Source organism: Neobacillus sp. PS3-40, from assembly GCF_030915485.1.
GTDB lineage: Bacteria > Bacillota > Bacilli > Bacillales > Cytobacillaceae > JAUZPL01.
This window is the reverse complement of record NZ_CP133266.1, coordinates 3,726,775-3,752,124: the sequence shown is the minus strand read 5'-3', so window position 1 is coordinate 3,752,124 and position 25,350 is coordinate 3,726,775. Positions and strand designations below refer to the sequence as shown.

The following is a 25,350-nucleotide window of genomic DNA, read 5'->3' as shown; positions in this document are numbered from 1 at the left end:
CAATTGGCGAGCCACGCCCCTAAGGGCGATGATTAGGCATAGTTGCCCTTATGCGCTAACAGAATTTACGGATAGAAATTCTGCTTAGCTAAAATAGAGAAAAAACCCCCTAAAAAAAGAGGGCCTTAGCTATTTATACTTCCATTATTTCTTTTTCTTTTTCTTTTGTTATGTTATCGATTTTAGTTATATGTTCATCTGTTAGCTTCTGGATATCTTCAGAATAGCCGCGAAGAGCATCTTCTGTAATCTCACCATTTTTTTCTAGCTTCTTAAAATCATCATTTGCGTCCCGGCGAATGTTTCTAATGCCGATTTTTGCTTCTTCCGACTCTTTTTTAATGACTTTAACCAAATCTTTCCGGCGCTCTTCGGTTAGTTGTGGGATAGAAATTCGGATAATTGAGCCATCATTTGATGGGTTTAGTCCTAAATCCGATTTTAGAATTGCTTTTTCAATGCTACCAAGAATCGTTTTATCGTATGGCTGGATAATAAGCAACCTTGCTTCAGGAGTAGAAATTCCAGCAAGTTGATTGACTGGTGTTGGAGCACCATAATAATCTACCATAATTCGATCGAGCAATGAGGCACTGGCTCTTCCAGCACGAACACTTGCGAGTTCTCTTGTATAGGCTTGAATCGCTTTTGTCATTTTTTCTTTCGTGTTTGCGATAACTTGTTTTGGCATTAGTTTTTCCCCCTAACAATTGTTCCGATTTTTTCACCAGTAATAACACGTTTAATATTCCCTTGTTCCATAATAGAGAAAACGATAAGTGGAATATCATTATCCATACATAATGAAGAAGCTGTTGAATCCATTACAGCTAATCCATCTTTGATCACATCAAGAAATGTTAATTCCTCAAATTTAGTAGCATTTTGATCAATACGAGGATCTGCTGAATAAACACCATCTACATTATTTTTGGCCATTAAAATAACTTCTGCTTCGATTTCAGCTGCTCGAAGTGCCGCTGTTGTATCTGTTGAGAAATAAGGATTTCCTGTTCCAGCAGCAAAAATTACGACACGTTTCTTTTCTAAATGTCTAATTGCACGCCTTCTAATATATGGTTCAGCTACTTGGCGCATTTCAATGGAAGTTTGAACACGAGTTTCAATCCCTAACTGTTCTAAACTATCTTGTAGTGATAAAGAATTCATTACGGTTGCAAGCATCCCCATGTAATCTGCAGTCGCTCTGTCCATTCCCATTTCACTGCCGATTTTTCCACGCCAAATGTTACCGCCACCAACAACAACTGCTATTTCTACACCAAGCTCAGCAATTTCCTTTACTTGACTTGCAATTGATTTAATAACAGCTGGATTAATACCAAAGCCTGTATCACCTGCTAGGGCTTCTCCGCTCAATTTTAAAACAACACGTTTATACTTAGGGCTACTCATAAAAACCTCCAATTGTGGATTAATACTCATTTTTCTAAAAAATAGGGAACACACCGTGTCCCCTATTTTCTTATTTCAATAATAAACCTTCTCAAATCATCATGAAAATTCACCATAATCATGGCAAATGACAAGAAAATGTTATTTTTTATTTGTTCACTTGGTTCATTACTTCTTCAGCAAAGTTCTCTTCGCGTTTCTCTAGACCTTCTCCAACTTCGTAACGAACGAATTCTCGTACAGTTGCACCCTTAGATTCAACAAATTGACGAACCTTTTGATCTGGGTTTTTAACGAATGACTGATCAAGAACACAAACATCTTCGAAATACTTGCCAAGACGTCCCTCAACCATTTTTGCTACGATCTTTTCAGGCTTACCTTCATTAAGAGCTTGTTGTGTCAATACTTCACGCTCATGTTCCACTTCTTCCTGTGAAACTTCGTCACGAGATACATATTTTGGATTTAATGCCGCGATATGCATAGCAACGTCTTTTGCTGAAGCAGCATCAGTTGTACCTTCAAGAACTGTTAATACAGCAATACGTCCACCCATATGAAGATATGCACCAAATGCATCATTATCTGTTTTTGTTTTAATTTCAAAACGGCGTAGAGAAAGTTTTTCTCCGATTTTTGCAATTGCAGCATTGATATGGTCGGAAACTGTTGCACCATTATCCATTGTTTGAGCATTAGCTTCTTCAACATCTGCAGGCTTATTCTTTAAAAGATGTGTTGCTAATTCTTTAACAAGAGTTTGAAAGCCTTCGTTTTTTGCAACGAAGTCTGTTTCTGAGTTTACTTCAAGAATAACAGCTTCATTGCCTTCTTCTTGAATAGCTGTTATACCTTCAGCAGCAATACGATCTGATTTTTTAGCAGCTTTTGCAATCCCTTTTTCACGAAGGAAATCAATTGCTTTTTCCATATCACCATCAGATTCTTGAAGTGCTTTTTTGCAGTCCATCATACCTGCGCCTGTTTTTTCACGAAGTTCTTTAACCATTTGTGCAGTAATATTCATAATATTTTTTCCTCCTTAATATTTTGTATGTATTCACATATTTAACCTTACAAGGTCGAGATAAACAATATCTTTAAAAAAAGGTGATAAAGGGTGCTCCCTCTTATCACCTTTTTATTTCTCTAAAAGCGTTTATTATTCAGCAACAGGTTCTGCAGTTTCTTCGCCTTGCTTAGCTTCTAAAATAGCATCTGCCATTTTGCCTGTTAGTAGTTTAACAGCACGGATAGCATCGTCGTTTGCTGGGATTACAACATCGATCTCGTCTGGATCACAGTTTGTATCAACAATAGCAACGATAGGAATATTTAATTTATGTGCTTCCGCAACTGCGATGCGCTCTTTACGTGGGTCGATAATGAACAAAGCATCTGGAAGACGTTTCATATCTTTAATTCCGCCTAAGAATTTTTCAAGGCGTTCTTGTTGTTTCTTTAATTGAACAACTTCTTTTTTAGGTAATACTTCGAAAGTGCCATCTTCAGACATTCTTTCGATATCTTTTAAACGTCTAATACGTTTTTGAATTGTTTCGAAGTTTGTTAATGTACCACCCAACCAACGTTGGTTAACAAAGTACATACCAGAACGAGCTGCTTCTTCTTTAACAGAGTCTTGAGCTTGTTTCTTAGTACCAACAAATAGGAATGTTCCGCCGTTACCAGCAAGTTCTCTTACCCAATTGTAAGCTTCTTCAACCTTTTTAACTGTTTTTTGAAGGTCGATAATATAGATGCCGTTACGCTCTGTGAAGATATATTTCTTCATCTTAGGGTTCCAGCGGCGAGTTTGGTGTCCAAAATGTACACCAGCTTCAAGTAATTGCTTCATTGAAATGACTGACATGTTTTTTCCTCCTAATGGTTTTTACTTCCTCCGCTCATCTCATTCTTAAACAAAAACTGTAATTAAACAGCACCATCTGTTTAAATCCATGAGCGTGTGTTTTTAACACCAGATAATAATATAGCACAAGTAATGTTTACAATCAACTATTACTATTCTTTTTTGCTAAATTTTAATAAAAGTTCAATTTCAGTATTGCCTTTACCTAGTTTTTTAGCAATTTCTTCAGTAGTTAAGCCATCTTTTTGCAAAATGAGAACTTGATTTACGAAAAGATCCCTATAAATCTCTTCATGAGACATTTGAGAAGTTTCATTTTCTTTACCTTTAGCCGATGATACTTTTTGATCAGTAGCATTTTTCCTTTCAGCTTCGTAGCTTAATTCAGAAAGGATCTCATCATTAGCTGTATGAAGAACATTTACTTCTCGAGGTAATGAAGAAGTTTGGTAAGCTTTTACAGCTTGTTTTTTAAAACCTGATCCTGCTTTTTCAACCCAAACAGGTGCTATTAACTCAGCTGAATTATCATTTGAAATGGGTTTATCTGTTTTCGGCTGTTTTGAAAAAACAACAGATGTAGTTGTCTGACTTGATATTTTTTTAAACCTTTGGATGAATGCTTCATTCTCCTCTTTCATTTCAAAAAGGGAAGAAGAAATGATTTCTTCCACGTCTCTAATCAACTTTTCTTGCCTTTTTTCAACCTCTAATAGCCTATTTTGCCTCGCAAATAAGATAATAATCGAGAATATGGCCACTCCATTTAATAAAAGGCTGATTAATAACAGAAATGTGGTCATGTTATCCCTCTATCCGCTAAAATCTAGGAAGTTCCCTTTGTAAGGATGTTTATCTCCAGGCTGCTGAACCTCATTCTGGCTATCTTTCGTTCTTTGTTCAGGTTGTTTGTTTTCCCCTTCAGAATTTTGCCCACCATGATGCAAATTTGCTTTGTCTTTTTGCTCCTGTTTAATTACAGAAGATCTAAGTTTTATTTCTTCTTGTTTCATTTGCATAGATGCATGGTCATTTGAAAGCTGCCCCCGATGGGAAAGTTGTTCATGTAATTTAGCTGCGTCAACTGTTCTTGGAAGGGCAATTTGCATTTCAATTAATTTAAGGCTCATCTGATCACTACCCCGTTATTAAGATAGGCGAATCGTTTATATATTGATTTTTAATAATGAATGCCTTAGCTTAAAAAGAGCTTTTGAATGAATTTGTGAAATTCTTGATGTTGACAGCTTCATGACTTGTCCAATTTCAGTTAAGGTCAGCTCTTCTTTATAAAAAAGGCTAATAACCAATTGCTCTTTTTCACTTAAATCTTCAATTAAAAGAGAAAGTTCAGCTATCTGCTCATTTTTCACCAGTATTTCTTCAGGTAGGTCAACCTTCTCATCCTTTAAAATAAAAGAAGTTCCTTCTCTATCTTCTTGGTCTGAAGGCTGTTCATCCATCGATAATATATTCGCAAAAAATTGTTCATTCATTATAGTCTGAATTTCTTCTACGTCCATATCGAGTTCTTTTGCAATATCAGAAACAGTAACAATACCACCCAAGCGCTGTTCGAGTATTTGAATGGTTGAATCTATTTTCTTAGCTTTTTCCCTCGTATTTCTTGGAAGCCAGTCTTCCTTTCTTAAACCATCAATTATCGCACCTCTTACCCGGAAAGATGCATATGTATCGAATTTTAAATCTCGGGAATGATCAAATTTCTCTAGTGCATCATATAATCCAAACAAACCAAGACTACGCAAGTCATCCCTTGATACATTCTTTGGCAAACTGACTGCGATCCGCTGAACATGGTAGGAAACAAGTGGCATATACTTTTGGACGAGGAAATTCCCAGCATTAATGTCCCTTTCCTGAATCCACTTTTGCCAGCATACTTGTTCTTCCTCTGTAAATGCCTGAACCATGATTACCACCCCCACATTAGCGTGACTAAAGTAAAATATATCAATCAACAGATTAAGTGAAAATTTACCGAATATCAGATTCATTCCCAATTGTTTTATATTTCTTTTGTACCCTTATTGACCGTTTTAATAAGAAGTATTCCATTCGTCGGGTTAAATTCAATGGTTCGCCCACTGTTTCCGCCTACATCTTCACTTACTATATGGATATTAAAGCGATCTAACTCATTTCTAACCGCTGAAACATTTCTTGGTCCAATCCTCATTAATTCGTTAGCCGAGGAAAATTGGAACATTTGTGCTCCACCTGCCATTTTTGCTTTTAGAGATGTAGCCTTCGCCCCGTTGGCGACAAGAAGTGATACGAGTTTTTCAACTGCAGTATCCGCATACTTTGCTGGATTGAAATTGTTATCTTTTGCAAGTGATGATTCGGGAAGCATTACATGTGCCATTCCCGCAATTTTTCTTTCAAAATCATATATGATAACACCAACACACGACCCTAAACCTGAGGTACGAATAAGCTGTGGGGTTTTTACAAGTTTCAAATCAGCAATTCCCACTTTTTCAACACTTAAGGTATTATTCATTATCCTCAACTCCTAATGCTTTAAAAAGAGTTTTAAATGAATTAGGGTCAGGTAATAAAAAGAAATGGCCGTTAACAGTTTCTGTACTTACGAAGCCTTCTTCGTTTAAAGCAGTGTCAATAACGATTGCATAATCACTTACTTGCGAATGTTCAATCAGTCCAAAGCTAATAATAGCCCCTACCATGTCTATTTCTAATGCTGGAACAGACGGGTAAAGAGAGATATGCGTAAAATCAGAAAGTGCCGTTAAATAGGAACCACTTAAGATATTCCCTAATTCCTGTAGAGCGGAAAGTGCCATTTCATTATAGGGAGGTTGCTCAAATGAAAAATGTATATCCCCAATCATTTGTTTTATAAAGTGGTTCGCCTGGTGAAGGGGGAGAACAAAGAACATACTACCAGGTGCATCTCCTTCAATTCGAAGAAAAACGCTGGCTACTACATTTTCTGCTCCTCCTGCCATTTCAACCATTTCATCAAAACTAACAATTCGAACATCTGGGACATTCATTTCAATTTTCTTATTCAGAAGTTTTGAAAGAGCTGTTGCTGCATTTCCTGCTCCAATATTACCTATTTCCTTCAGAAAATCAAGATGCACGGTAGTGAATTGATTTATAAATGTCATTACCTTATACCCTAATTCCCTTCTATCCTATTTACTTGTGCAACTCCATTCATCACCATTTCAAGATCCAACAAAATTAAAAGCCTTTTACCGATCTTTACAACACCATTGATATACTCTTCCTCTGTTCCACCAACAATTTCAGGTGGCGGCTCAATAGAGTCTCTAGGAATATCCAATACATCATTAGCAGCATCTACAATGAAGCCAACTTCTATTTCATTGAAAACAGCAATAATAATTCTAGTATTTTCAGTTTTTTCTGCTTCACCTAGGTCTAATCGTTTTCCCAAATCTACAATTGGAGTTACCACCCCACGTAGGTTAATCACACCATTTATATACGTAGCTACACCTGGAACCCTCGTAATATGCTGCTCTTTTTCAATGGATCGGACCTGTTCAACCGGTATAGCATATTCTTTTTCCTTTAGTTGAAAAACGATAATTTTAAGTTCTTGGGTTAATGTCTCTACCACTGCTATCTCACTCCTTACGATTATGTTTCTGGTAACTTATTTGATTAAAGCATTAGAATCAATAATTAAGGCAACTTGCCCATCACCAAGGATCGTAGCTCCAGAGATTGCAAAGACATTTGCAAGATAGTTCCCAAGTGATTTTAAAACGACCTCCTGTTGTCCAATAAAGGAATCAACAACAAATCCAGCCATTTTTTCTCCTTTTCTTACAATGAGAACAGAATAGAAATCATTGGTTTCCTTTACAGGAGGTACTTTAAAGATATCTTTTAAGAAAAGGAGTGGTACAACTTTACCCCGGAAATCAATAACCTTTTGATTATGAGCATTTAAAATATCCTCTTTTTTAACAATAGCTGTTTCAATAATAGAAGATAGTGGTATAGCAAACTTTTCATTCTGGATACCAACTAGCATGACTGAAATGATTGACAACGTTAATGGTAATTGAATGGAAAATACCGAACCTTTTCCTAAATTAGAATCAACAGATACTGAACCACCAAGAGACTCAATTGTATTTTTAACAACATCAAGCCCAACACCACGACCTGAGACATCAGAAATTTTTTCTGCAGTAGAGAAACCAGATGCAAATATGAGCTCGTACACCTGTCTATCTGTTAGAGTATCAGCAGCTTGTGGAAAAATAATCTTATTTTGAATTGCTTTTGCTAATACTTTCTCTCTACTTATACCTGCACCATCATCTTCAATTTCAATGAAGATGTGATTACCGCTATGGTATGCCTTTAAGTAAACATTTCCTTCTTCTATTTTCCCTTTTGATTTTCTGAGACTAGGCGTTTCAATCCCATGATCAATAGCATTACGTAATAAATGAACGAGCGGATCGCCAATTTCATCAATAACAGTTCGATCTAACTCAGTTTCTGCACCAATAATCTCAAGATTGATTTTTTTATTTAAATCTCTTGCTAGTTGACGAACCATACGTGGAAAACGATTAAAAACGGTTTCAACAGGAACCATGCGCATATTTAAAATAATATTTTGCAAGTCTCCTGAAATTCTAGACATTCTTTCTACCGTTTCATGAAGCTCCTGATTGTTTAAGTCACGGGAAATCTGTTCAAGTCTCCCTCTGTCTATAACTAGTTCTTCAAATAAATTCATCAAAATATCTAATCTCTCGATATTTACTCGAATCGTTTTATTAGCTAAGTTTGCCTTTTGAGTAGGCTTCTTTGTTTCTTCAGTGAGAAGTTCTACTGTTTCCATTGTTTCCATTTCGTTATTTTCTACTTGTATAGGCTGTTCAAATTCTTCCTTCAACTTAACAAATTGCTTCCGCATTTCGTTAGTAGAAAATGGAACAACCTCAACGTTTTTAACCTCGGAAACATTCATGACCTTCTGTTTAATGGTATTTTCTTGTTCCATTGTTACAAAAGTAACTGTAAATTCCTGATCAAATTGTTCTTCTTCAAGCTGTTCAACTGTTGGATTGCTTTTAATCACTTCTCCAACATTCTCTAGCACACCAAAAACCATATATACCCTTGCAGCTTTCAGTAAACAGTCCTCTCTTAATGTAACCGTAATTTCATATGTATGAAATCCTTGCTCTGTAGATTGCTGTAAAACAGTCAATTCAAATTCATCGTAAATACTTTTTGTCGAGTTCTTCAATTCTGTAGTAGCAGCTATTTCTTTAACAGTAACTGATTGAACTGGTTTTTCCCCTTTTTCTAATTGCTTTAATTTCTGAATTACTTCGGTAACATCGCATTTCCCATCTCCACCTTCAGAAATAGACTGTACCATTTCTTCTAAGTGATCTGTTGCTGAAAATACAACATCAATTAGTTCAGCTGTTACTGGGAGCTGTGATTGGCGAATGGCATCAAGAATATTCTCCATCTGATGTGTTAGGCTTGCTAAATCCTCATAGCCCATTGTAGCCGACATCCCTTTGAGAGTGTGGGCTGAACGAAAAATTTCATTAACAATTGCTAGATTATCTGGATTTTTTTCCAATTCCAACAAATGTTGATTGCATGCTTGCAAGTGTTCTTTACTTTCTTCAATAAAAATTTCTAAATATTGATTCATATCCATGCACCATCACCCCTAAGTGTTAAACATATTTTAAAATAGTTTTTGCGATATCCTCTACATTCTGTACTTCATTGACTAGATTGGTAGAAATAGCTGCTTTTGGCATCCCAAAAACAATGGAAGAATCTATTGATTCAGCAATTACTTTTAATTTTCCAGAGTTGTTCAAGTGGATTAAACCCTTGGACCCATCCGCTCCCATCCCAGTCATAATAACAGCAATTTTCGCATAATCCGCAATTTTACTAATAGACTCAAACAATGTATCAACAGATGGACGGTGCCCATTTATTGGAAGTGTCTGATCAAGTTGAATAACAAGCCCCCTAGCACTTCTCTTTACAGTTAAATGGTATCCCCCAGGAGCAATATAGGCTGTACCATTTTCCAAGAGTTCATCATTTTCTGCTTCCTTAACTGTAATTTTTGATAAAGAATCAAGTCGGCTTGCCAATGATCTTGTAAACCCTGGCGGCATATGCTGAACAATTAGCAGTGGTGCTCTAAGATCTGCTGGGAGTTTGGTTAGTACCGCTTGCAGGGCTCTTGGGCCACCAGTTGATGTCCCAATACAAATAATTTTCTTTGTTGTACTTTCCCAGACTAATCTTGTATTTAGTTCTATTTTACTACAATTTGGTATTTGTGAAGAAAATATTTTTTTCTCTCTAGTATTGCTAGAAAGACTGCGTAAATTCGCTTTGCTTGCTGAAATAACCTTCTCAATTATTTCTCCACTAATTTTTGCTAGATCAAGAGAAAGCGAACCCGATGGTTTTGCGATAAAATCGACTGCACCGTATTGAATAGCAAGGAGTGTATTATCTGCTCCCTTTTGAGTCGTACTTGAGAGCATAACAACCGGAACGGGTGCATCCTTCATTATTATCTTCAAGGCATCAATCCCATTTAATATAGGCATTTCAACATCCATAGTCACAACATCTGGTTTCAAATTTTTGATCTTTTTAATCACATCTTCACCGTTACGAGCTGTACCGACTATTTCAATTTGACTAGACATTGAAAGAATATCCTGAATTAGCTTTCTCATAAATGCCGAATCATCAGCGACAAGAACCTTTATTTTTTCCATATTCATACTCTACCTTTCAAAGAGAAATTTCTTTAACTTTGACACAAATGATATAGATGTATATGATACTGTTTCTTGTGTTTTTTGCTGAACATAGCGGTTAACTAGATCCTCTAGCGCACTTGAGATCAATGACTTAGGATTAAAAGTTATAAAAGGAATCTGCCTCTTTACTGCCTGTTGAACAGTCCGATCATCTGGTAAAACCCCTAAATATAATGGCTCCTTATCCAGGAACTTTTTCAATACATTTGTGAGTCTATTAATCGTTTCTTTTCCTTCTTTGATAGATTGAACTCGATTTGCAACAATATAAAATGGGAGACTAGGATCAAGCAAGTGTAGATATTTCATTGTTGAATATGCATCCATTATTGAAGTAGGTTCTGGAGTAGTAACAACAAAGATTTCATGCACAGATAATAAAAATTTCAAAGAATCTTCGTTAACGCCAGCTCCCATATCAAAAATAAGAAAATCATATTCACCCAAAAAAGTATCCAATTCGTCAGCCAAATCAGCTAAACGATTCATTTCCACTAGCTGACTAAGGGCTGTTCCTCCACCAATATACTTAATTCCTTCTGGCCCATTCATTATAATATCCTTTAAATCGGACGAACCCCTTAAGTAATCGACGATTGTTTTTTCTGAAGATCTTCCCATTAAAATATCAAGATTGCCCATCCCAACATCCATGTCGAATAATAAAACACGAAATCCACGTTTTGACAGTGTAATTGAAAAATTTAATGAAAAATTCGACTTTCCAACCCCACCTTTTCCACTTACGACCGCAATAGCTTTTGTGTTTGTCTTCGCTGCATGTCCCATCAACTTAATTCGTAAGTTTTCCGCTTGGTCCCTCATGTCGGTAGACCACTAGTAATTAAACTCGCAATAGCCTCAGGGCTTGCGGGAATCATATCATCAGGGACATTTTGTCCTGTTGTAATATACGCTACACCTATGTTGAATTTTTCAACCATGTTCATCATCGATCCATAAGCAGATGTTTCATCAACTTTTGTAAAAATAAATTTATTTATTTGGATAGAAGAAAATTGTTGGTAAATGTCTTCCATATCTTTTTGTTTTGCCGTTAGGGCCAAAACGAGGAAAGATTCCACCTCTAAATTAAAATCAATCACTTGATGTAAGTCTTCAATGTATTTTTTATTTCTAAAATTACGCCCCGCTGTATCAATAAGAATAACGTCGTAGGCTGTGAATTTTTTCTTTGCAGTTTGGAAATCTTCAAGGCTATAGCAAACTTCTACTGGGACATTGAGGATTTGTGCATATGTTTTTAGTTGTTCAATTGCGCCAATCCGATACGTATCTGTTGTAATAAAAGCAACCTTCTTCTTATGGTTCAATATACAGTCTGCCGCAATTTTAGCTAATGTTGTTGTTTTGCCTACCCCTGTGGGTCCAATGACATTAACATACTTTTTCGTAAATGAAATACCTCCAAAAGGTTTGTCCAATAAAAAACGAGTAATTTCTTCTTTGAACTGACCCAGCAAATCCTCGTTCGCATTATTTGAGTTACTAGAAAACCATTTTTCCATCATGGATAAAGTGAATTTCTCTTTCAATGATGGTGAGAATTCATGTTGATGCATTAAAGTTTGAATTTCTTGTATTGGTTGTGGATAGGCTGACAGAATTTGTCCAGAATCAGATTGAGATGATTTGATCAGCGTTTTTAATTCATTAATTTCCTTTAATATATTTTCTGTCTGTTTTGAACTGGATAAAATTTGACTGTTCGGCTTTTCTTGTTTCACTATCATTTGTTCCTTCGCTATATTTGCAGGAACATGCACTGCCATTTTCGGCTTTTCTTTAAGAATTGGTTTTATATCTTGTTGCACTTTTTGATCAACTGCCGCAATTACTTCGAAACTTTTTTTTCGAAAGAATCCTAAGATTCCACCTGTAAAAACGATCCGTGAATTTAAAATGACAGCATCATTTCCTAACTCATTTTTGACAGTTTTCATCGCATCAGGCATGGAACTCGCTGTAAACTTTTTTATTTTCAATCCATATTCACCACCCCAACGCTTTGTACTTCCACATTTGCTTCCAACTCATTATAAGACAGTATTGGTACTTTCGGAAAATAACGTTCTGTAAGCTGTCTAACATACATCCTTACAGCCGGCGAGCAAAGCACTATTGGTGATTGTTCTAGCATAGAAAATTGCTCAACTTGGGATGCAATCGACTCTAATATTCTTTGGGAAATACTTGGATCCAATGATAAATAGTTTCCATGCTCGGTTTGTTGAATCGCATCAGCAATTGTTTTTTCTATTTTCCCAGACAAGGTTGCAACCTTTAACATCGCCCCTTGACCAACATGTTGATTGGTAATTTGACGTGCCAATGCTTGTCTGACATATTCGGCAAGAATATCCGTGTCACTTGTTACTTTACCAAAGTCTGCGAGAGTTTCAAAGATTATCGGTAGGTTGCGAATCGACACGTTCTCTTTCAATAGTTTCGCGAGTACTTTTTGAACATCACCAATTGAGAGTGGTGATGGCGTTACTTCTTCAACAAGGATTGGATAACCATCTTTTAAATGGTCTGTTAGTTGTTTTGTCTCTTGTCTTCCCAATAAGTCGTGAGCATTCGCTTTAATTACTTCAGTAATATGCGTTGAAACAACGGAAGGAGGATCAACTACGGTATAACCGAAAATTTCTGCTCGTTCCTTCATCTCTTCCGTAATCCATTTAGCTGGGAGGCCAAATGACGGCTCTATCGTATCTATTCCTTCTATTGATTCATCTTCGATCCCCGGGCTCATGGCTAAATAATGATCAAGAAGAAGTTCTCCTCTAGCCATTTCATTCCCTTTTATTTTTAGACGATATTCATTAGGCTGGAGTTGAATGTTGTCACGAATTCTTACAACAGGGATCACTAAACCAAGTTCAATAGCAAGCTGCCTTCGGATCATTACAATCCGATCTAATAAATCGCCGCCTTGATTTGTATCAGCGATTGGAATCAACCCATATCCAAACTCAAATTCAATTGGATCCATATTTAAGAGTGTTATTACACTCTCAGGGCTTTTCATTTCATCTGTTTGAATTTCGTCCTCTTGCTGTTGGAGTTGTTCTTTATTAGGCGCTGGAACCCTTGATAACATATAACCACCAAATCCTAGCAAACCTGCAACAGGAATTGTCAAAATATCATTTATAGGGGTAAATAGTCCCAAAAGGAGAATCGTTCCACCTGCAACATAAAGCATTTGTGGATAAGCTAAGAGCTGGGAAGTGATATCTTTCCCTAGATTTCCATCAGACGCTGCTCTTGTTACAACAATCCCTGTTGCTGTCGAAATAAGCAATGCAGGTATTTGGCTGACAATACCATCCCCAACGGTCAATAAAGAAAAGTGTTTAGCTGCTTCAGCAATACCCATTCCCTGTTGCAGCATACCAATAATGATACCAACTGTAAGGTTAATAATAACAATAATAATTCCAGCGATGGCATCACCTTTTACAAATTTACTAGCACCATCCATTGCCCCGTAAAAGTCTGCTTCCTGGCCTACCTTTTCACGACGTTCTTTAGCCTGAATTTCAGAAATCATACCAGCATTCAAATCAGCATCAATACTCATTTGTTTACCGGGCATCGCATCTAGCGTAAACCGTGCAGCGACTTCTGATACACGCTCAGATCCTTTTGTAATAACGATAAATTGGATAATTATTAAAATTAAAAACAAAACAAGACCAACAATAATATTTCCGCCAACAACAAATGTTCCAAATGTTTCTACGACGCCGCCAGCATCCCCATGTGAAAGAATAGCTCTTGTTGTTGAAACATTTAAACCAAGCCGAAACAATGTTAATAATAGCAATAGGGATGGGAAAACAGAAAATTGGAGAGGTTCTGTCATATTCATTGAAATAAGTAATACTAATAATGCCAAAGTGATATTTAAAATAATCAATATACTAAGTAGCCATGTTGGAAATGGTATGATTAACATAGCGATGATTAATATAACACTTAGCAATACTGATAGGTCTCTTGCTTTCATACTATTCTCTCCTTCAAACCCAGCTGCTTACCTACTAAACTTAAATCTTGTTTTTTACTTTATATACAAATGCAAGGATTTCTGCTACCGCTTTAAAAAACTCTTCTGGAATGGCATCACCAATTTCTGTTTGGCTATATAATGCTCTAGCTAACGGTCGGTTTTCAACTGTCATGACATCATTTTCTTTGGCAACCATTTTAATTTTTTGGGCGATAAAGTCAACCCCTTTAGCTACTACAAAGGGAGCATCCCGCTTAGATTCATCATATCTAATTGCAATGGCAAAATGAGTTGGATTTGTTATTACTACATCCGCTTTTGGTACCTCTTGCATCATTCGGCGCATGGCTATCTCCCGTTGCATTTGCTTGATGCGTGATTTAATGAGAGGGTCACCTTCTGTATTTTTATATTCATCCTTAATGTCCTGTTTCGACATTCGAATATTCTTTTCAAAGTCAAATTTCTGATAGAGAAAATCCAAAATTGCTAAAAAGAGAAGTGCACCCGAAGCAAATAACCCCATTTGAATGGTTAAACTACTTAAGGTTGCTAGCGCTGATCCAATCGACTTTTGAGAAAGGACAAGAATTTCATCCATCCTTTTCCACAAAACTGAAAAAGTAATGATACCAATAAAACCAATTTTTAAGATTGACTTCATTAATTCCACAATTGCCCTCATGGAAAAAACTCTTTTAAAGCCACTTATTGGGTTAATTTTTTCTAACTTTGGCTGAATCGCTTCACTTGTAAACATAAACCCTACTTGAGAAAAATTCGAAATAACTCCAGCAAGTAATGCAACTAATAAAATGGGACCGATATAAATGGCAAGCTCCTTCAATATACCCAAAAACATACCTTGAATGTTACCTTCTGTTAAGTCCATACGTAAGTTCCCTTGAAAGGAATTTTCAAATAATGTAAAAATCCCCTTTTTCATAAAACCTCCAGCCATTGACATGAAAAAAAAGACCGCAAGAAGTACAACTGCTGTATTAATATCTTGACTCTTAGCTGTTTGCCCTTTTTTTCTAGCTTCCTGCCTTTTTTTAGGGGTTGCCTTTTCTGTTTTTTCTCCGGAAAAGAATTGTAAGTCAACTGAATAAAGCTTCATCTACGAACCCCCAAGCAACTCAAGCATTCCACGCATGGTATAGAGCATTGTCTCAAACAAACTGGAAACAACTGTCATCATAACTCCCAGTCCAGCAATAATTAGAATAAAACCTACTACAATTTTTACTGGGATACCAACTACAAAAATGTTTAGCTGCGGGACGGTTCTAGCAACAATGCCTAGTGCAACATCAACTAAAAAAAGACAACCCACAACTGGAATGGACATTTGGAAAGCTATAATGAACATGGAACCAAAAGATCTAAGCATAAATTCAATTACATCTTTACTACCAAGCGGAAGCCATGCTTGATTAATTGGAATGAAATGATAGCTATTATAAATACCATCGATTAATAAATGATGGCCATTAATAGAAAGCAATAATAATAGACCAATTGTATGCAAATATTGTCCCATCAATGGGCTTTGTGCTCCTGTTTGCGGATCAATGACATTTGCAATTGCGAAGCCCAATTGGAAATCAATAAACCCACCGGCTATTTGGATGGCAGCTAAAATCAAATATGCAACAAAGCCGATTATTAGGCCCACCAAGGCCTCTTTAATAATGAGAAAAAAAAAGGGACCATTAATTTCGAGTAACGGTGGATGGATTGCATAAAAGATAAGCCAGGAAAGGAAAAATCCAAACCCTATTTTGTGCACTGTCGGTATTGTGCGGTATGAAAAGATCGGCATCATTAAAAAAAACGAAGTAACTCTTACAAAAATTAATAAGAATGCAGGGAACTGTGGCAGCAATTCATTCATAATTTCATCCTACAAATCTTGTTAAATTAGAGAAAATTTCTTTTGCATATGAAAGCATATGACTTAACATCCATGGTCCAAAGACCACAACTCCTAAAAGGACAGCCACAATTTTCGGTACAAATGCAAGTGTTTGCTCTTGAATTTGCGTTGTTGCTTGGAAAATACTAATGAGCAATCCAACAACTAATGCTATTAAAATAAGTGGTCCACAAACAATTAATACCGTGTAGATTCCACGTTCCGCTATTGCTATAACTGATTCTGAACTCATTTTTACTTCACCTGCTTAAAAGCTTTCTAATAGAGACTTTACAACTAAATACCATCCATCAACCATTACAAATAGGAGTATTTTAAATGGTAGTGATATCATTACAGGCGGTAGCATCATCATTCCCATTGACATTAGAATGCTCGCAACCACCATATCGATGACCAAGAATGGAATAAAGATCATAAATCCAATTTGAAAGGCTGTTTTTATTTCACTAATGGCGAATGCTGGGACTAGTGCTGTTAAGGGTATATCCTTAATGGATTTAGGCTTATCTACCTTTGCGTAATCTAAAAATAATGCTAGATCTTTCTGCCTTGTTTGTGCGCTCATAAAATCTTTAAATGGTTCTGAAGCGCGGTCATAAGCTTGTTCGAGTGTTATTTTTTCATTGAACAACGGTGTTAGTGCTTTTTGATTTACCTCATGAAAGGTTGGTGCCATAATAAAAAAAGTTAAAAACAAGGATAGTCCGACAATGACTTGGTTTGGCGGCATTTGCTGGGTAGCAAGCGCCGTTCTGACAAAGGAAAGAACAATCACAATTCTCGTAAAGCATGTCATTAATATTAAAATGCTTGGAGCTATCGATAACACGGTAAGAAGCAGCAGTAACTTAACTGAAGTTGATACATTCTCTGGTGCACTGCTGTTGAAAAATTCCATGAATTGGTTCATTGTTTGTTTGGCCCTTTCTTCTCCATATCATCAAATAACCTTTTTCTCCCCTTCGAAATTTCTTCAAGTTGATTCTTAAAAAGGGATGAAAAAGTAGCATTTTCATCTTTTGACACTTGCCATTTCTTCGTTCTTTCAATTATCTTTGTCACAATATCGCTTGGCTGAACTAGTTGTTCCATTTTGCTATTATAATCTGTGAGGATTTGGCGATGTTCTTCTGGATCGTCAATTTCTTTCAACAACTGTACGTTTTCACCCACGCCAACAATAAATAATTGATTACCAATTTTCACTATCTGAACGGATCGATTCGCTCCAAGAGTTGTTCCTCCTAAGTTCTCCACAAGCTGAGTCGATTTAAATACCTTGCTTTTCTTATTGATAAACTTCAACAGGAAATAGATAAGGGCTATCACAAAAATGGTGGCAAAAATCATCCTTAGGAAATCCCAAAATGTTATACCTATTTTATCTGATTCTTGTGCTTTAACAGATTTTTTAGTTGGAGCAATGTCTTTTTCATTATATTTTTCTGGATGTTTATAGTAGTCTTTTACACTATTGTTCATTGGCTCTGCAAAAGCAACTTGTCCTGTGCTAAGCAGAGCAATGAAAACGATAAGCGCTACTTTTAACCATTTTTGAATGTTAAACAAGGCGCTACACCCTCTAATTATTTTTTCCTAACTCAATACTTTCGAAATAGCTTCTAGGACACGATCAGCCTGAAAGGGCTTTACAATAAAATCTCTTGCCCCTGCTTGAATTGCATCAATAACCATTGCCTGCTGACCCATTGCAGAACACATAATAACCTTAACATTTGGATTTACTTTTTTAATTTCCTTAAGCGCGGTAATCCCGTCCATTTCAGGCATAGTTATATCCATTGTAACTAGATCAGGAGCACACTCTTTGTATTTTTCAATTGCTTGAGCACCATCGGCTGCTTCACCTACTACCTGATAACCGTTTTTGCTTAAAATATCCTTGATCATCATTCTCATAAATGCTGCGTCATCTACAATCAATATCTTATGTGCCATCTTATATACCCCCAGTTTGTTATCGTAAGTTTTTTAATCTGTCTGTTTGACTAATAATATCTGTAACTCTTACCCCAAAGTTTTCATCAATTACAACCACTTCACCCTTGGCGATTAACCTGCTATTTACGAGAATATCAACCGGTTCCCCAGCAAGCTTGTCCAATTCAATAATCGATCCAGATGAAATTTCTAATATTTCTTGTACGGTCCTCTTTGTTCTTCCAAGTTCGACCGTCACTTGCAGTGGAATATCTAAGAGCATACTTAAATTTTTTGTATCTGTTCCCTGTATCTGTTGAGGCTCAAAGGTTGAAAATACCGCAGGCTGCACACTTGGCTGTTCTGCCCCGTGAAAAGCGGTTCCAATATGCTGTGGTCCACTTTGGTATCCAGGGTGCTGCTGATACTGCTGAGCAGCAGGCCGTGCTTGAGGAGGATACGGATTTATGCCCTCTCCCTCATGCTGGTACATGTTACTTGATTGATTAGAAGAGAAACCTGTATTTGTTTCTCCAGCTATTTCATTAAAATGCTGTTGATTACCTGAATTTGTAATTATTTCAGAAGAACTATCTTTAGAATATTGAGTAGGTTCTTCAGTTTTATATTGAGTTGGATTCATTAATTCATTTACAAGTTCTTTAGCAAAATCAAGTGGTAAAAGTTGCATAATGGTTGAATCAATTAATGAGCCAACTTTTAAACGAAAGGAAACTTTCGCAAACAACTCATCATCAGGTAATTGATCTGTTCCTTGACCATGCTCTATATCAAGGACATTAATTGTAGGTGGTGAAATATCCACCCTTTTATTGAATACCGTTGACATTGATGTTGCCGCAGACCCCATCATTTGATTCATTGCCTCTTGTACAGCACTTAATTGAATTTCATCCATTAATTCAGATGGGTTTGTTCCTTCTCCACCTAACATTAAATCAACAATTATAGCTGCATCACTTTGTTTAATTACCAGTACATTGCTACCAGAAAATCCTTGTGTGTAACTTACTTGGATTCCCACATATGGAATCGGGAACTCATCACTGAGGTTTTCTTTAGAAACAACTGCAACAGTTGGCGTTGTGATTTCTACTTTTTGATTTAATAGAGTAGACAAGGCTGTTGCTGAACTGCCAAAGGAAATATTACCGATTTCCCCTAATGCATCCTTTTCCATTAAGGTAAGGAGGTCTTCAAAGTTTGTTGGGTCAATAGATTCAGAGCTTTCATCATCATCTGTTCCCCGTAATAAAGCATCAATTTCATCTTGAGAGAGCATGTCACCGCTCATCATAGGAATGGACCCCCTTCAATGTATCCAATACTTGAATGGCTAATTTTTTGTTTGTTTTTCCTGGTTGTCCAATAAATTTTGGAATCTCGCCAATTTTCAAGATCAATGGTTGATCAATTTTCTGATTTAGCTCAATGACATCCCCGACATCTAACATGAGAAAATCTTGAATAGAAATATCAGATGAACCAAGCTCACATGAAATCTGAACATCTGCTCTCTGAATACTCTTTTCAATGAGAGCCATTTTCTCTGGCTCTCTTTCTTTCTTCTCAGATTGCATCTGGTAATGTACTGATAGCTTTGGAATAATCGGTTCAAGAACCACATGCGGGATGCAAATATTAATCATACCGCTGGTTTCTCCAATTACTGTATTTAAGGAAATAACCACAACCGTTTCATTTGGTGAAACCATTTGAAGAAATTGAGGATTGACTTCAAAATCTGTTAACATTGGGTCAATCTCACATAATGCTGCCCATGCTTCTCGTAAATTTTCAATTGCTCGTTCAAATGTGTTAGACATGATTTTCGTTTCAATTTCGGTTAAATTATCAATTTTATTAACACTTGATCCACGCCCGCCTAACAAACGATCGAGCATTGCATAGGCAATATTCGGATTGACTTCCATTAGGATTCTTCCATCTAATGGCTGTACTTCAAAAACATTTAAAATGGTCATCTTCGGGATAGATCGAATAAATTCTTCATAAGGAATCTGATCTGCCGAAGCAACGGTTATTTGTACATACGTTCGAAGCTGAGCAGAAAAAAAGGTTGTTAACAATCTTGCGAAATTTTCATGTATCCTTGTTAAACTACGAATCTGATCCTTCGAAAATCGAAGTGCTCTTTTAAAATCATACACTCGAATCTTTTTCTCTGATTGTTCTTTTTTCAGTTCATCTGCATCCATCTCACCCGTCGATAATGCAGACAATAAAGCATCAATTTCACTTTGGGACAATACTTCTCCAGACAAGCCTCCTCACCTCCATATTTGGTCTAATTCAAATTTTTCGAGTCTTTACTGGAGGAGAGATTCGGTAATATACACCTTCACAACTTTTCCATCCTGCATCAATTCATTGATTTTAGATCTCAACATATTTTCAAGCTGTAACTTACCAACTTTTCCTTGAAGATCATGTGCTTTCTTTTCAGAGAGCTCCTCAATAATAATGTTCTTAACCTGGAAATCCCGTTTTGTAAGTTCATCCTTTGCAGCCTTACTATCAGTTTGGATTTTGAACGAAATCTTAATGTAGTCATCACCTTTAAGATTTGTTGTAATCTCAGCAACATCAACAGAAGTTTTTAAGATATCATCGATGGATGGATCCTTGCTCTCTTGCCCTTTATGGATAACATAGTAGGCAGCACCACCACCAATAAGTGCTATTGAAACTAGAATAATTAACATCGTTCTAAGCAGCTTGTTTTTAATCTCCCTCTACCTCCTCGGATTGCTGCATCCCAAGAATGTTAACAGATTGATAGAATTCCCTAACCAACCGTAATGCATCCTTTTCTGTTTCCTTTACGACATATTTCTTACCGTTTGATAATGTGATTGTCGTATCAGGAAAGGACTCGATTGTTTCAATAAAAATCGCATTTAAGATAAATGGTTTCCCATTCAGGCGGGTTACTTTAATCATGACATTTTCAGGGCCATAGGAATCCTAAAAGCCCTGTTCCTCCCTAACCTATCGTTTTAAGTTAACTAATTCTTGTAAAATATCATCAGATGTCGTAATGATCTTTGTATTAGCCTGGAAACCACGTTGAGCAATGATCATTTCTGTAAATTCTTCTGAAAGGTCAACGTTGGACATTTCGAGTGAACCCGATTGGATTGTTCCACGTCCATCGCCCGCTGCCTTAATATCTGGTGTTCCTGAGTTCACCGTTTCTTGGAAGAGGTTCCCTCCCGTTTTAGACAAGCCAGATGCATTACTGAATTTTGCTAGTGCAAGCTGACCAATCTTTGAAATTTCGCCATTTGAGTAAACACCACTTATCTCACCCATCGATCCAATACTAAAGCTTTCAAGTTTACCTTCTGTGTATCCATTAGGGTCAGAAATAACTGACGTTCCTGCCCCAGCGGTTTGGGTCAATCCTTGCAGGGAAACAGTGACATTTCCTGTTAAACCTGTAACTGGAAATGGATTAATTATTGCTGGCGATACCGTAGGAGTTGCCACAGAAAAATCAATAGTAGCATCCTTTATACCTGTAGTAGGTTTATTGTAAAAAACATCCCATTTGTCTGCAGCAGTCTTTTTATAATTGACATCAATGGTCTGTGCCTTACCTGCATCATCAACAACCTTTACTTGTTGTGTATACACATCACCAATAATTGTGTTTTTATCTAAATTTCCAGAGATAGTAATGGAATCTGTTTTGGTCGCTGGTAAGGTAGCATTAACATTAACAGCTACATCTCCGTAAGTACCTGTGATTTTCCCTGATGGGTCATATTGGTAAGCCTGCACCTTCAAACCATCTGCATTCACAAGGGTACCATTGTCATCTAGGTAAAGGTTACCAGCTCGAGTGTAAAATTGAGCATTCCCTTGCTTGACCACAAAATAGCCATCCCCATCAACACCAAGGTCTAATGAACGGCCGGTTGTTTGCAAGCTACCACCTGTATGAATCGTGTCTATTGTTGATTGGGTAGAGCCTAATCCGATTTGCATAGGATTTTTACCACCACGAGTGGTCTGGGCAGCTGTTGCACCAGCAATCGTTTGGTTCATCGTATCTTTAAAAGTTACACGACTTTTTTTAAATCCAAAAGTATTGACATTGGCAATGTTATTACCAATTACGTCTAGCTTTGCTTGAAAGTTTTTCATACCACTAATACCAGAGTACAATGAACGTAACATATTTAAATTCTCCCTTCATAATGAGCTGCTTCTATCAGTCCACAGCTCAGGCCTCCTATAATTGGTCCAGCCTAAAAATTAATCTAGTACAATTGTTCCGTTTATGTTCGTGAAAATTTGAGTTGAAGCCTCATGTCGGTCCATCGCTGTTATAACCGTATGATTTTTAGCACTGACAATTAGTGCTGCATTATCCAGCAGTACCAGAGAATCATTCACTCCCATTTTCTTTGCATCTTGAATCTTACTTTCAATTTGTTTCCAGCGACTATCAGGAATTTCAATTCCTCTTTGTTGCATCCGTTCACTTGCATGCTTACTGATTGTTAATTTCCCTTCAATCTGCATTGCAGTTTGCAAATGATGTGAAAATGTATCTGTACCTTGACTTTTGGTTGTACCTGAACGAAGTTGATGGGTATTTACCGGTTTTGTTAGAACCGATCTAAAGACAGGCTTGTCCATACTACCACATCCTTTACTTATTCAATTTTCGTCATCTGTTGTGAACTAATTTTTGTGTTTAGTTCATCATCTAATTGAAACAAGGTTTTTCCATCTTTAAATGACACAGATTTAACCATCGCAGATCGTTCTTCTTTTTGCTCATCTAAATACGTTACTTTTTTTCCTATTAGCAAGCTTGCTTGTAGTAAAGAATTTTCAGTCGTTGTTTCATTTACTTGAGAAATATTAGCTGGATCTAAAGTTGTTCCATCCTCCAATTTAAATTGAACACTATTGTCCTTAAACTGAATGGAAACCACTTTACCTGTTCCTTGTTCAACAGTTTGCGGGGCATTAGAATCATCAGAAGTTGCTAATTTATGCCAAGTAACATCTTTTCCAACAAATTGATTGTATGAAATTAATTGATTTTGTTGTTCTGAATCAACTAGCTTCTGAATGGTACTATTCATATTTGTCATTTGTTCAAGTGATGAAAATGTAGCCATTTGTGCAACAAAATCTTTATCCTGCATCGGATTTAATGGATCTTGGTTTTGTAATTGTGTCATTAGGATTTTTAAAAAGTCATCTTTTCCTAAGGAACTAGATCCTGTTTTCCTTTGCTGATTTTGATAGTTTGATAGCATATAAGATGAATTAATGGTATTTGTCATAATTGATCACCTATACTTCCGTATTCAGAAGTGCTTCTTCAAATGATTGATTAAATTCCCCATCGTCTGTTTGATCCCTGCGAGATTGTCCTTCGCCTTGCTGACCTTGGTGCTGATCTTTTTGAAAGAATCTTTCTTGCTGGGTCATCCCTTGCTGCTGGGTAACTTCAATCCGATCAACCAGAATATTTTGTGCGCTAAATGCGTGTTTTAGTCCTTGCAATTGGGACTCTAAGGCATCTTTTGCAGCTCCAGTTGATGTCATAATCCTTGCAACAATTGTAGAATCCTTCTGAATAAGTTCTATTCTCAAAGAACCAAGATTCTCAGGGTTCAACTTTATTAATAGCCGTTGTGTTCCACCGGTATTTGAAAACTGACTTTTCGACAAGATGTTTTCAAACTGCTTTATTAGTTGTTCAGTTGAAACAGGTTTTCCACCGTTTTCAAGCATTACCACCATTTGTTCAGGTTTAGACATTTGGTGTAAATGTGCCAACCCATTTGTAGAATCTAGCTTAAATGGAACCGGATTCTTATCCTGTACTTTTTCAGCATTCTTTATTGACTGTAATTCAGTGGCTAAAGAGCTAAATGTTTTTTGCACATATTCTATCCTTGATGCACCCTTATTTTGATCAACCAATATCTCTAGTTTTTGGATCGTCTGCTGAATAAGATCTGTTACCTTCGTATTGTTTGCCTGTCCATCTTGGTTTTTGGTTAGCAGTTCATAGAGTTTAACAGTCTTAACTACTTCACTAAAGTCCTTATTGGTCAATTTAGAAACATCTTGAATTGGTAATGAAATAATTTGATTTAAACAAGCTAGTAGTTCATCTAATTCCTTTGACCCTGTGGTTACTTCAACATGTGAAGCCGCCTGATTCTCGTCAGTCGTTTCAGCTTTCTTTCCCTTATCAACTGCACTATTTGCTAACAATGATTGAAGTTTTTTTAGAATGTCAGCTACGTCTTGGTCATTGAGGCCTAGAAAAGCCTTGATACTTGATAAAAGATCTGAACCATCAGCATTCAATGTTTGATCTAAAAGTTTGACGCCATCTTTCAAGTCAAGAACATCTTCATTATTCAAGAAACCAAGTAAGCCTTTAAGATCCTGATTTGTTGATCCATTTAACAGTGGATTCAAGGAGTCAACCTCAGAAGACACATTTGGCGTATTCAGTAATGAACCAAATAGTCCTGCAAATCCAGAGCCACTTGCTACCGGGGAACTTTTCTCACCAGCAATCATCGTATTTATCATCCCTAATCCACCAACCTGCACTTTTTCACCTCCCTTCAAATGATAGTTATTAATTATTTTTCTCTATTCCATCTGTTAAAAACTGTGTATATTTTGCAGCATCCTTAGCATTCATATTTTCCATTATTGCGGCTAATGTATCAGCCTTTACTGTACTCAAAATTTTTACAGCTTCTTTATCATTCATTTGAGTAAGAATGGGAGCAACCTTCTTTGGTGACATCGTCTCATATGTTTTAATAATGTCTTTAAAAGCACGCTTATTATTTGCAAGGCTTTTAGTCATATCATCCATTTCTTTTTGAAGTCTTATATTTTCTAGTTCAGCCTCTTTAATATCTTTATTCTTATTTTCTAAACTTGATTGTAGTTGAGAAATTTGCGCTTCTCTATCTTTTATTTGGCCTTGCAATTCGATTGCATCTTTATCACTTATTGTAGCCGATTTGGAATGATCCTTTTGAACAAGGGTTCCTATAACTGGAATTTTTTGGCCAACATCTTTTGCAGCATCCAAAACGTTTACTCCAGCAACAAAGCAGATAACTAATGCAACAGTAATAGCAAAAAGAAGCGGAATAAACACAACATACAAAAACCATAAAAAAGATTTTCCTTGTTTTTCTTCCAACTCTTTTTTCATCTA

30 protein-coding genes are annotated in these 25,350 nt (G+C 36.5%); all 30 read right to left on the bottom strand.

The window, feature by feature from the left end; genetic code table 11:
- Positions 1-133 precede the first annotated feature (133 nt).
- Entirely contained in the window at positions 134-691 is a 558-nt protein-coding gene (gene frr / locus RCG20_RS18370) for a ribosome recycling factor (protein ID WP_308181571.1), read from the bottom strand.
- Positions 691-1,416 (bottom strand): UMP kinase, encoded by a 726-nt coding sequence (gene pyrH / locus RCG20_RS18365; protein ID WP_308181568.1) that lies wholly within the window; start codon positions 1,414-1,416, stop codon positions 691-693. The genes frr and pyrH overlap by 1 nt, the downstream gene beginning before the upstream one ends.
- 148 nt (positions 1,417-1,564) lie before the next feature.
- On the bottom strand, positions 1,565-2,446 hold the full coding sequence (tsf, locus tag RCG20_RS18360) for a translation elongation factor Ts (RefSeq protein WP_308181567.1): 882 nt from the start codon (positions 2,444-2,446) through the stop codon (positions 1,565-1,567).
- A gap of 135 nt (positions 2,447-2,581) precedes the next feature.
- Entirely contained in the window at positions 2,582-3,292 is a 711-nt protein-coding gene (gene rpsB, locus RCG20_RS18355) for a 30S ribosomal protein S2 (RefSeq protein WP_308181566.1), read from the bottom strand.
- A 152-nt stretch (positions 3,293-3,444) separates the two neighbouring features.
- Positions 3,445-3,966, bottom strand: coding sequence for a hypothetical protein (locus tag RCG20_RS18350; protein WP_308181565.1), 522 nt, complete (start codon positions 3,964-3,966; stop codon positions 3,445-3,447).
- Positions 3,967-4,104: 138 nt separating this feature from the next.
- The gene (locus RCG20_RS18345) at positions 4,105-4,422 is read right to left on the bottom strand and encodes a hypothetical protein (protein WP_308181564.1); all 318 of its coding nucleotides are present in this window, start codon (positions 4,420-4,422) and stop codon (positions 4,105-4,107) included.
- A gap of 36 nt (positions 4,423-4,458) precedes the next feature.
- Positions 4,459-5,226, bottom strand: coding sequence for a FliA/WhiG family RNA polymerase sigma factor (locus RCG20_RS18340; protein WP_308181563.1), 768 nt, complete (start codon positions 5,224-5,226; stop codon positions 4,459-4,461).
- A 95-nt stretch (positions 5,227-5,321) separates the two neighbouring features.
- Positions 5,322-5,819, bottom strand: a complete 498-nt coding sequence (locus RCG20_RS18335; RefSeq protein ID WP_308181562.1) for a chemotaxis protein CheD — start codon at positions 5,817-5,819, stop codon at positions 5,322-5,324.
- Positions 5,812-6,453, bottom strand: a complete 642-nt coding sequence (locus tag RCG20_RS18330; RefSeq protein ID WP_308181561.1) for a chemotaxis protein CheC — start codon at positions 6,451-6,453, stop codon at positions 5,812-5,814. Before RCG20_RS18330 ends, RCG20_RS18335 begins: the two co-directional genes overlap by 8 nt.
- Before the next feature lie 11 nt (positions 6,454-6,464).
- Entirely contained in the window at positions 6,465-6,932 is a 468-nt protein-coding gene (locus tag RCG20_RS18325) for a chemotaxis protein CheW (RefSeq protein WP_308181560.1), read from the bottom strand.
- A gap of 36 nt (positions 6,933-6,968) precedes the next feature.
- Positions 6,969-9,017: a chemotaxis protein CheA gene (locus RCG20_RS18320; protein ID WP_308181559.1), complete on the bottom strand. Its 2,049-nt coding sequence runs from the start codon at positions 9,015-9,017 to the stop codon at positions 6,969-6,971.
- A gap of 19 nt (positions 9,018-9,036) precedes the next feature.
- The gene (locus tag RCG20_RS18315; RefSeq protein WP_308181558.1) at positions 9,037-10,113 is read right to left on the bottom strand and encodes a protein-glutamate methylesterase/protein-glutamine glutaminase; all 1,077 of its coding nucleotides are present in this window, start codon (positions 10,111-10,113) and stop codon (positions 9,037-9,039) included.
- Between the two features lie 9 nt (positions 10,114-10,122).
- On the bottom strand, positions 10,123-10,983 hold the full coding sequence (locus RCG20_RS18310) for a MinD/ParA family protein (protein WP_308181557.1): 861 nt from the start codon (positions 10,981-10,983) through the stop codon (positions 10,123-10,125).
- Entirely contained in the window at positions 10,980-12,164 is a 1,185-nt protein-coding gene (gene flhF / locus RCG20_RS18305; RefSeq protein WP_308181556.1) for a flagellar biosynthesis GTPase FlhF, read from the bottom strand. The genes RCG20_RS18310 and flhF overlap by 4 nt, the downstream gene beginning before the upstream one ends.
- Complete coding sequence (flhA, locus tag RCG20_RS18300; RefSeq protein ID WP_308181555.1) at positions 12,161-14,197, bottom strand: flagellar biosynthesis protein FlhA; 2,037 nt, start codon at positions 14,195-14,197, stop codon at positions 12,161-12,163. Before flhA ends, flhF begins: the two co-directional genes overlap by 4 nt.
- Positions 14,198-14,237: 40 nt before the next feature.
- A complete protein-coding gene (gene flhB / locus RCG20_RS18295) occupies positions 14,238-15,320 on the bottom strand; it encodes a flagellar biosynthesis protein FlhB (RefSeq protein WP_308181553.1) in 1,083 nt (360 codons plus the stop codon).
- Positions 15,321-16,097, bottom strand: coding sequence for a flagellar biosynthetic protein FliR (gene fliR / locus RCG20_RS18290; protein WP_308181552.1), 777 nt, complete (start codon positions 16,095-16,097; stop codon positions 15,321-15,323).
- 4 nt (positions 16,098-16,101) lie between these two features.
- Entirely contained in the window at positions 16,102-16,371 is a 270-nt protein-coding gene (fliQ, locus tag RCG20_RS18285; RefSeq protein ID WP_308181551.1) for a flagellar biosynthesis protein FliQ, read from the bottom strand.
- A gap of 15 nt (positions 16,372-16,386) precedes the next feature.
- Positions 16,387-17,052, bottom strand: coding sequence for a flagellar type III secretion system pore protein FliP (gene fliP, locus RCG20_RS18280; RefSeq protein ID WP_308181550.1), 666 nt, complete (start codon positions 17,050-17,052; stop codon positions 16,387-16,389).
- A complete protein-coding gene (locus RCG20_RS18275; protein WP_308181549.1) occupies positions 17,049-17,711 on the bottom strand; it encodes a flagellar biosynthetic protein FliO in 663 nt (220 codons plus the stop codon). The genes fliP and RCG20_RS18275 overlap by 4 nt, the downstream gene beginning before the upstream one ends.
- Before the next feature lie 27 nt (positions 17,712-17,738).
- Entirely contained in the window at positions 17,739-18,101 is a 363-nt protein-coding gene (locus RCG20_RS18270; RefSeq protein ID WP_308181548.1) for a response regulator, read from the bottom strand.
- 19 nt (positions 18,102-18,120) lie between these two features.
- Positions 18,121-19,401, bottom strand: coding sequence for a flagellar motor switch phosphatase FliY (gene fliY / locus RCG20_RS18265; RefSeq protein WP_308181547.1), 1,281 nt, complete (start codon positions 19,399-19,401; stop codon positions 18,121-18,123).
- Positions 19,388-20,389, bottom strand: coding sequence for a flagellar motor switch protein FliM (fliM, locus tag RCG20_RS18260; protein WP_308181545.1), 1,002 nt, complete (start codon positions 20,387-20,389; stop codon positions 19,388-19,390). Before fliM ends, fliY begins: the two co-directional genes overlap by 14 nt.
- Before the next feature lie 45 nt (positions 20,390-20,434).
- Entirely contained in the window at positions 20,435-20,830 is a 396-nt protein-coding gene (fliL, locus tag RCG20_RS18255) for a flagellar basal body-associated protein FliL (RefSeq protein ID WP_308181544.1), read from the bottom strand.
- A 19-nt stretch (positions 20,831-20,849) separates the two neighbouring features.
- Positions 20,850-21,068 (bottom strand): flagellar FlbD family protein, encoded by a 219-nt coding sequence (locus RCG20_RS18250; RefSeq protein ID WP_308181543.1) that lies wholly within the window; start codon positions 21,066-21,068, stop codon positions 20,850-20,852.
- Between the two features lie 48 nt (positions 21,069-21,116).
- Positions 21,117-22,310, bottom strand: a complete 1,194-nt coding sequence (gene flgF, locus RCG20_RS18245) for a flagellar basal-body rod protein FlgF (protein WP_308181542.1) — start codon at positions 22,308-22,310, stop codon at positions 21,117-21,119.
- Between the two features lie 78 nt (positions 22,311-22,388).
- The gene (locus RCG20_RS18240) at positions 22,389-22,775 is read right to left on the bottom strand and encodes a TIGR02530 family flagellar biosynthesis protein (RefSeq protein WP_308181540.1); all 387 of its coding nucleotides are present in this window, start codon (positions 22,773-22,775) and stop codon (positions 22,389-22,391) included.
- Between the two features lie 17 nt (positions 22,776-22,792).
- Entirely contained in the window at positions 22,793-23,434 is a 642-nt protein-coding gene (gene flgD / locus RCG20_RS18235) for a flagellar hook assembly protein FlgD (RefSeq protein ID WP_308181539.1), read from the bottom strand.
- A gap of 10 nt (positions 23,435-23,444) precedes the next feature.
- On the bottom strand, positions 23,445-24,725 hold the full coding sequence (locus RCG20_RS18230) for a flagellar hook-length control protein FliK (RefSeq protein ID WP_308181538.1): 1,281 nt from the start codon (positions 24,723-24,725) through the stop codon (positions 23,445-23,447).
- Between the two features lie 28 nt (positions 24,726-24,753).
- Positions 24,754-25,347 carry a MotE family protein gene (locus RCG20_RS18225; protein WP_308181537.1) on the bottom strand — a complete coding sequence of 198 codons (594 nt, stop codon included), beginning with the start codon at positions 25,345-25,347 and terminating at the stop codon, positions 24,754-24,756.
- Between the last annotated feature and the right edge of the window lie 3 nt (positions 25,348-25,350).

Coding starts and splice junctions, on each gene's coding strand:
- frr (WP_308181571.1), bottom strand. CDS start 691: ATGCCAAAACAAGTTATCGCAAACACGAAAGAAAAAATGACAAAAGCG.
- pyrH (WP_308181568.1), bottom strand. CDS start 1,416: ATGAGTAGCCCTAAGTATAAACGTGTTGTTTTAAAATTGAGCGGAGAA.
- tsf (WP_308181567.1), bottom strand. CDS start 2,446: ATGAATATTACTGCACAAATGGTTAAAGAACTTCGTGAAAAAACAGGC.
- rpsB (WP_308181566.1), bottom strand. CDS start 3,292: ATGTCAGTCATTTCAATGAAGCAATTACTTGAAGCTGGTGTACATTTT.
- RCG20_RS18345 (WP_308181564.1), bottom strand. CDS start 4,422: ATGAGCCTTAAATTAATTGAAATGCAAATTGCCCTTCCAAGAACAGTT.
- RCG20_RS18340 (WP_308181563.1), bottom strand. CDS start 5,226: ATGGTTCAGGCATTTACAGAGGAAGAACAAGTATGCTGGCAAAAGTGG.
- RCG20_RS18335 (WP_308181562.1), bottom strand. CDS start 5,819: ATGAATAATACCTTAAGTGTTGAAAAAGTGGGAATTGCTGATTTGAAA.
- RCG20_RS18330 (WP_308181561.1), bottom strand. CDS start 6,453: ATGACATTTATAAATCAATTCACTACCGTGCATCTTGATTTTCTGAAG.
- RCG20_RS18320 (WP_308181559.1), bottom strand. CDS start 9,017: ATGGATATGAATCAATATTTAGAAATTTTTATTGAAGAAAGTAAAGAA.
- RCG20_RS18315 (WP_308181558.1), bottom strand. CDS start 10,113: ATGGAAAAAATAAAGGTTCTTGTCGCTGATGATTCGGCATTTATGAGA.
- RCG20_RS18310 (WP_308181557.1), bottom strand. CDS start 10,983: ATGAGGGACCAAGCGGAAAACTTACGAATTAAGTTGATGGGACATGCA.
- flhA (WP_308181555.1), bottom strand. CDS start 14,197: ATGAAAGCAAGAGACCTATCAGTATTGCTAAGTGTTATATTAATCATC.
- flhB (WP_308181553.1), bottom strand. CDS start 15,320: ATGAAGCTTTATTCAGTTGACTTACAATTCTTTTCCGGAGAAAAAACA.
- fliR (WP_308181552.1), bottom strand. CDS start 16,097: ATGAATGAATTGCTGCCACAGTTCCCTGCATTCTTATTAATTTTTGTA.
- fliQ (WP_308181551.1), bottom strand. CDS start 16,371: ATGAGTTCAGAATCAGTTATAGCAATAGCGGAACGTGGAATCTACACG.
- fliP (WP_308181550.1), bottom strand. CDS start 17,052: ATGAACCAATTCATGGAATTTTTCAACAGCAGTGCACCAGAGAATGTA.
- RCG20_RS18270 (WP_308181548.1), bottom strand. CDS start 18,101: ATGGCACATAAGATATTGATTGTAGATGACGCAGCATTTATGAGAATG.
- fliY (WP_308181547.1), bottom strand. CDS start 19,401: ATGATGAGCGGTGACATGCTCTCTCAAGATGAAATTGATGCTTTATTA.
- fliL (WP_308181544.1), bottom strand. CDS start 20,830: ATGTTAATTATTCTAGTTTCAATAGCACTTATTGGTGGTGGTGCTGCC.
- RCG20_RS18250 (WP_308181543.1), bottom strand. CDS start 21,068: ATGATTAAAGTAACCCGCCTGAATGGGAAACCATTTATCTTAAATGCG.
- flgF (WP_308181542.1), bottom strand. CDS start 22,310: ATGTTACGTTCATTGTACTCTGGTATTAGTGGTATGAAAAACTTTCAA.
- RCG20_RS18240 (WP_308181540.1), bottom strand. CDS start 22,775: ATGGACAAGCCTGTCTTTAGATCGGTTCTAACAAAACCGGTAAATACC.
- flgD (WP_308181539.1), bottom strand. CDS start 23,434: ATGACAAATACCATTAATTCATCTTATATGCTATCAAACTATCAAAAT.
- RCG20_RS18225 (WP_308181537.1), bottom strand. CDS start 25,347: ATGAAAAAAGAGTTGGAAGAAAAACAAGGAAAATCTTTTTTATGGTTT.